Here is a 1,305-nt window from a genome sequence, read left to right on the forward strand (position 1 = left end):
TTGCCCGCCCGCACCACCGCCACCTGGGTCAGCCTGTGCTGGTGGTCGTAGCGGTAGTGCTGCTCCGTGTGGCTGCCAATGCGTTTTCTGATCAGCCGACCGAAGCCGCTGTTCTATGCCCAGCCTTAGCTGATTGCTCCTACGGTCGGCACGTTTAATTAAATTGCCTCAATCAAAACCGGGACGCAAAAAAGTAGAAATCATATTTTCTATATTAACATTTCCATTGGGATAAAGCGACTTAATTTCACACAACAAATTAACAAACTGCCGAAATAACTCCCCATCAGTCTGCTTAAATTCAAAAACACCGTTATCCTGATGGCTTTCATCGATTTTTTGAAGAACAAAAAACAGCCCCCCCTCATCCTGCAACAAATTGATTGCACCAATATCAATCAAATCTTTAATTGCCGCAATTTCATCCTTGTAATCCATAATAGTTGGAAAGTTTGCGTACTTTTTTTCGAGATTAATCATAATTATCTCAAGCTAAAAAGGAGAGCCATCCAAAGGGATATGCGCACCATTTTTATCGGCGCCAAATGGCCCCCATGTTCCGTCAGTTCTATAGTTATTACCACCGGGACCTTTAATGCTAGCAGTAGGGCCGGCGCCAGCATTTGAACCCGGAAAATTCGCGGCAGCAACAGGGTTTGCGCCATGCCCATGAATACTATAAGGCGCGTTTTCGTGCTTGAATCCACCAGAGGGAAATTTTGTTGGATTAGGATGGAAAATATTAGGCAATCCGCCTTGACGCGCCCAAACCTGAACGTCAGGATAATTTAGCCGACCGTTTTTCACCAGATCAGCCGGACTACTGGGACGTTGAGAAAAACGACCTGTTTCATTATTTCTCCACCGATTAGCTTTTGAGTCAAAAGAGCAACTCCAACCCCAAGGATCAATCCAGCTAATCGGGTTCGGCGCATACTGGTGCAGGTTCAATCCGCCCGACAGCCCAATCGGATCCGGCGTCGTAAACGCCCCCAAGTCCGCGTCGTAGTACCGGAACGTGTTGTAGTGCAGCCCCGTTTCCCTGTCCAGGTACTGCCCCTGCATCCGCAGGTTCTGCTGAAGCTGCACTGTCTGGTTCGCTGACTGCTGTTGCAGCCGCTGAACAGGTCTTCCCGCTTCGTCGTAGCTTTGCCATTCCTCCCGGACCGTACTGCCCCATGTGCTGTACTGCGCTGTCCACACCAGGTGGCCGCTGTTGTCGCTCAGCTCTTCCGGCAGGCCGTTGGGCTGGGTGTGGAAGTAATACATCTGCGCTGCCTGCGCCGTTGGAGTTGCGGCTGCGGC

General features: G+C 50.3%; 2 protein-coding genes. Both read right to left on the reverse strand.

What is annotated here, in order from left to right; genetic code table 11:
• Positions 1-168 precede the first annotated feature (168 nt).
• Positions 169-480: a hypothetical protein gene (locus AC07X4_RS23935; RefSeq protein WP_494741542.1), complete on the reverse strand. Its 312-nt coding sequence runs from the start codon at positions 478-480 to the stop codon at positions 169-171.
• A 12-nt stretch (positions 481-492) separates the two neighbouring features.
• Positions 493-1,305, reverse strand: an 813-nt coding sequence (locus AC07X4_RS23940) for an RHS repeat-associated core domain-containing protein (protein WP_494741543.1), incomplete at its 5' end; no start/stop codon positions are given.

Source organism: Acidovorax sp. GW460-11-11-14-LB4 (genome assembly GCF_059423685.1).